The sequence below is a fragment of the Variovorax sp. P4_D9 genome (genome assembly GCF_056401695.1).
The window spans coordinates 1-4,824 of sequence record NZ_JBFUIU010000673.1 but is presented as its reverse complement, the minus strand read 5'-3'; the positions used below and the strand labels follow the sequence as shown (position 1 = coordinate 4,824).

Sequence of the window (4,824 nt, the reverse complement as noted above, 5' to 3'; positions counted from 1 at the left end):
GGAGCGGGATAAGGGCATCCTCGACGTATCGCAGGTGCCTTCCAGCATCCTCGCGCACGGGCCCGGCTACATCGACAAGGACAATGAACTGATCGTCGGCCTGCAGACCGACGCGCCACTCAAGCGCGCAATCATGCCTTTCGGCGGCTGGCGTGTGGTCGCGGCGAGCCTCGAATCCTATGGCTACACACCGGATCCGACCATCGGCGAGATCTTCACGAAGTACCGCAAGACGCATAACGATGGTGTGTTCGATGCATACACGCCAGACATCCGAAAAGCCCGCTCGTCGGGGCTCGTGACGGGCCTGCCGGATGCTTACGGGCGTGGCCGCATCGTGGGGGACTATCGCCGGGTCGCCCTGTACGGGGTCGATTTCCTGATCGCGGACAAGGAGCGTGAGAAAGCGGAACTGGACGATCGGCATTCCACGGAAGAAGTAGTTCGCCAGCGCGAAGAGCTTGCAGAGCAGCGCCGCTCGCTCAAGGAACTGAAGGAGATGGCATCGAGCTACGGCTACGACATCTCAGGCCCCGCCACGAACGGCCGCGAGGCGGTGCAGTGGACCTACTTCGCCTACCTCGCGGCCATCAAGCAGCAGAACGGCGCGGCCATGTCGGCCGGACGGCTCTCGACATTCTGGGATGTGTACTTCGAGCGCGACCTGCGCGAGGGCACGCTGACCGAGTCGCAGGTACAGGAGATCGTCGATGACGTGGTGATCAAGTGGCGCATCGTGCGCTTCCTGCGCGCACCCGAATACAACCAGCTTTTCTCGGGCGACCCGGTGTGGGTCACCGAAGTGGTCGGCGGCCAGGGCGAGGATGGACGCACGCTTGTCACCAAGACCGGTTTCCGCACGCTGCACACGCTGAACAACCTCGGCCCCGCTCCGGAGCCCAACCTCACCGTGTTCTGGTCACCGAGCTTGCCGGACGGCTTCAAGCGTTTCGCGGTCAAGACGTCAATGGACACCAGCGCGATCCAGTACGAGTCGGACGATCTCATGCGGCCCAAGTGGGGCGATGACTGCGCGATCGCCTGCTGTGTCTCGGCCATGCGTGTGGGCAAGCAGATGCAGTTCTTCGGCGCGCGCGTGAACCTCGTCAAGACACTGCTGTACGCGCTCAACGGCGGACGCGACGAGATCACCGGCGAGCAGGTCGGGCCGAAGGTCGCCCCCGTCGCCGACGGTGTGTTGAGCTACGACGAGGTGCTGAAACGCCTCGACCTGATGATGGACTGGCTCGCGAAGACCTACGTGAACGCGCTCAACATCATCCACTACATGCACGACAAGTATGCCTACGAATCGATAGAGATGGCGCTGCACGACCGCGATGTCCTGCGAACCCTCGCTTGTGGCATTGCCGGACTCTCGCATGCAGCCGACAGCCTCTCTGCGATCAAGCATGCCAAGGTGACACCGGTGCGCGACGAGCACGGGATCATCGTCGACTTCAGGACCGAGGGCGAGTTCCCGTGCTTCGGCAACAACGACGACCGCGCGGACGATTTGGCCAAACTGCTGGTGTCGATGATGATGAGCAAGGTTCGCATGTACCCAAGCTACCGCGATGCTGTCCATACTCAGTCGGTCCTCACCATCACGTCCAACGTCGTCTACGGCAAGTCGACGGGAAACACGCCGGACGGCCGCAGGAAGGGTGAGGCGTTCGCGCCAGGAGCCAACCCGTCGAACGGCCGGGACACGCACGGCGCGCTCGCTGCGATGCTGTCGGTTGCCAAGATCCCTTACGACGACGCCGAGGACGGAATCTCTCTCACGCTGTCGGTGGTCCCCTCCGCGCTCGGCAACGAGGCGGATCGCATCAACCGCGGCGTCGGCGCGCTGGACGCCTACTTTTCGAGCGGTGGTTTCCACGTCAATATCAACGTGCTCAATCGCGAGACGCTGCAGGACGCGATGAAACACCCTGAAAAGTACCCTCAACTCACCATTCGCGTGTCTGGCTACGCGGTGAACTTCGTGCGGCTCAGCAGGGAGCAGCAAATGGACGTGATCAATCGCACTTTCCACGGCAGCATGTAGGAGGTGCGTGATGACTGAACCCCGCACCGGCAGCCGCTACGAACTCATCATCGACCGCGAGGGGATGAAAGAGATCAAGGCCGCGAGCGACTACTACGCCGTTCACCCGGCCGACGCTGAAGAGATCGATGGCGAAGACGACCTCGTGGGCTACGTGCACTCGTACGAGGTCGGCAGCACGGTGGACGGTCCCGGCCTGCGCTTTGTCGCCTTCCTCAGCGGTTGCCTTCTGCGCTGTCAATACTGCCATAACCCCGACACCTGGCACAAGCACAACGGCCACCCGGTCACTGTCTCGCGCGCGATGGAAGTGATCGGCAAGTATGCAAAGGTGCTGAAGATCAGCGGGGGCGGCGTCACGCTGTCCGGCGGAGAACCCATGGTGCAACGGCCCTTCGTGCGCCGAATTTTTCGCCGCTGCAAGGAACTCGGGCTGCACACCTGCATGGACACTGCAGGCAGGCTCGGCGACCGCATGACCGACGAGGAGATGATGGACATCGACCTCCACCTCCTCGACATCAAGTCCGGCGATCCGGCCACCTACAAGAAGATCACGAATCAGCCGCTGCAGCCCACGCTCGACTACGCGCAGCGCCTTTCGACGCTGCGGCGCCCGATGTGGGTGCGCTTCGTGCTCGTACCCGGGCTCAGCGACGACTTCGACAACGTCGAGAAAGTGGCCGATTTCTGCGCCGGCCTGAAATCCCTCGAACGCGTGGAAATCCTGCGCTTCCACCAGATGGGGCGCGACAAGTGGCACGAGCTCGGTCTGACCTACCCGCTAGAGAACTTCGAGCCGCCAGACGCCGCGCTAAGCGAGCGCGTGCGCGACCAGTTCCGCAGCCGCGGGCTGACGGTCTACTAGACCGTCTTCCGGACCGTCTACCTTAAAACAAAAGCAAAGGAGACGACCAATGGATTTCATCAGGACGCTGCTCGAGCAACAGCCGTTGATGACGCTGTTCCTCACTGTCGCTATCGGCTACCTCGTCGGCGAGATTAACATCAAGGGCTTCTCGCTCGGTGTGGGGGCCGTGCTGTTCGTCGCACTTGCCATGGGCTGGTTTGCGCCCAAGGCAGTGCCGGCGCCCATGGTGGGGACGATTGGCCTCGCCCTCTTCCTCTACGCAGTAGGGGTTCAGTACGGCAAGCAATTCATCATCGGCCTGACCAGCGCCTCTGGCCGTAGGGCCAACTTGATCGCACTGGTTGGCGTGCTTTCTGCAGGCGCGGTGAGTCTGGTGATCGCCAAGTCGATGGGCCTGAATCTGGGCTACGCCCTCGGACTTTTTGCGGGCTCGGGAACCAGCACGCCGACGCTGCAAGCGGCTATTGCAACGCTCGGCAATGACGACCCCGCCGTGGGCTACTCAGTTTCCTACCCGTTCGGCRTTGCTGGGCCGATCCTGTTCCTCTACGTCGCGTTCATGATCGTCAAGCCCAAGATAGACACGACCCCGGTCAGCGGCATGGAGATGCTCGAGATCGCGCTTCGCAATCAGGACCACTTCGGTCGAACGCTGGGAGAAGTCATGAGCGGGCTGCCTCCCCAGGTGAAGATCGTGGCGCTGCGCACGGCGCACCACAACCAACCGGCCGCCCACGGGCACCTCGTCGCGGAGGACGACGTCGTGCTGGTTGTCGGCCCCACCAAGGAAGTGCTTGAACAAGTCAGAAGGAACCTGGGTGAAGCGGCGCCCGGCCGCGTGTTCAAGGACCGCAGCGATCTCGACTACGTGCGCGTGTTCGCCTCGCGGCCCGGCGTGGTGGGCAGGCCGCTCGGCGATCTGGAGTTGCCGGGTCACAAGGCGGTGGTCATAGCGCAGGTGCGCCGCGGCGACATCAACATCCTGCCGCGGCCGGACCTCCTGCTCGAATTCGGCGACCGGGTCGGCATGCTCGCCCACCGGGGCGACTTCTCGGCGCTGCAAAAGTTCTTCGGCGACTCGATCAAGGGAACGGCGGAATTCAGCTACATCTCCATCGGCCTCGGCATGGCGCTGGGCTTTTTGCTCGGCGCGATCCAGTTCCCGCTGCCCGGCATCGGCAAGCTTTCAGTGGGCCTGGCTGGCGTCCTGATTGTCGCGCTCATCCTGGGCAATCTGCGGCGCTCAGGTGGCATGAACTGGACCATCCCGCTGTCGGCCAACCTTGTGCTGCGGAACCTCGGACTCACGCTGTTTCTGGCGCAAGTGGGGATGGCGTCGGGGCCGAAGTTTGCCGCGACCGTCGCGGACACCGGACTGCAGATGCTCTTCATGGGTGCGCTCGTGCTGGTCGCACTGGTCTTGCCGATCCTGATTCTCGGCCTCTTGGTGTTCCGGATGCCCTACGACGAGGTCGCGGGCATCGTCTCGGGGGCCTGTGGCAATCCGGCCATCCTTGCCTACTCGAACAAGGTCATGCCGACGGACCGACCGGACATCGGCTACGCGATGATTTTTCCGGGCATGACGATCGTGAAGATTCTCTTCGTGGACATCGTGCCGGCGCTATTCCGATGACTGGTGTTGGCGTCGATCGTCGCTCAACTCTCAGGACTGCTCACCCTGCGCCATGACGCGTCCGGATTGAAGCGCGTCATGGCGCGGGCGGCTGCAGCGCTGCCCGGCCCCAGGTCCTTCTCGTACACCACGCCGTCGTGGCTCACCATGAAGCTCATGACGCCGGTGTCGCCCCAGCGCACGGGCCAGGCGACGAGCGCGAAGCCGCTGCGCATGCGGCCGCCGATGACGTAGTCGTAGGCGCCGCCCGGGGCGTCCCTGCCC

At 63.4% G+C, this 4,824-nt stretch carries 4 protein-coding genes; 3 read left to right on the top strand and 1 reads right to left on the bottom strand.

The genetic code is table 11. The features are described 5' to 3' along the window. The 3 genes from pflB to AC1DY5_RS42265 form a co-directional block, all read left to right on the top strand. Positions 1–2,053 (top strand): formate C-acetyltransferase (gene pflB, locus AC1DY5_RS42275; protein WP_478120398.1); only part of this gene is annotated, 2,053 nt, incomplete at its 5' end. Between the two features lie 10 nt (positions 2,054–2,063). Further along, positions 2,064–2,921 carry a pyruvate formate-lyase-activating protein gene (gene pflA, locus AC1DY5_RS42270; RefSeq protein WP_478120397.1) on the top strand — a complete coding sequence of 286 codons (858 nt, stop codon included), beginning with the start codon at positions 2,064–2,066 and terminating at the stop codon, positions 2,919–2,921. Positions 2,922–2,970: 49 nt separating this feature from the next. Beyond that, entirely contained in the window at positions 2,971–4,560 is a 1,590-nt protein-coding gene (locus AC1DY5_RS42265; RefSeq protein ID WP_478120396.1) for an aspartate:alanine exchanger family transporter, read from the top strand. A 23-nt stretch (positions 4,561–4,583) separates the two neighbouring features. Here the strand turns inward: AC1DY5_RS42265 and AC1DY5_RS42260 are convergent. After that, positions 4,584–4,824, bottom strand: a 241-nt coding sequence (locus tag AC1DY5_RS42260; protein ID WP_478120395.1) for a DUF2950 family protein, incomplete at its 5' end; no start/stop codon positions are given.

Excerpts from the sequence above, each read along its gene's own strand:
- pflA (WP_478120397.1), top strand. The coding sequence starts at position 2,064 with ATGACTGAACCCCGCACCGGCAGCCGCTACGAACTCATCATCGACCGC.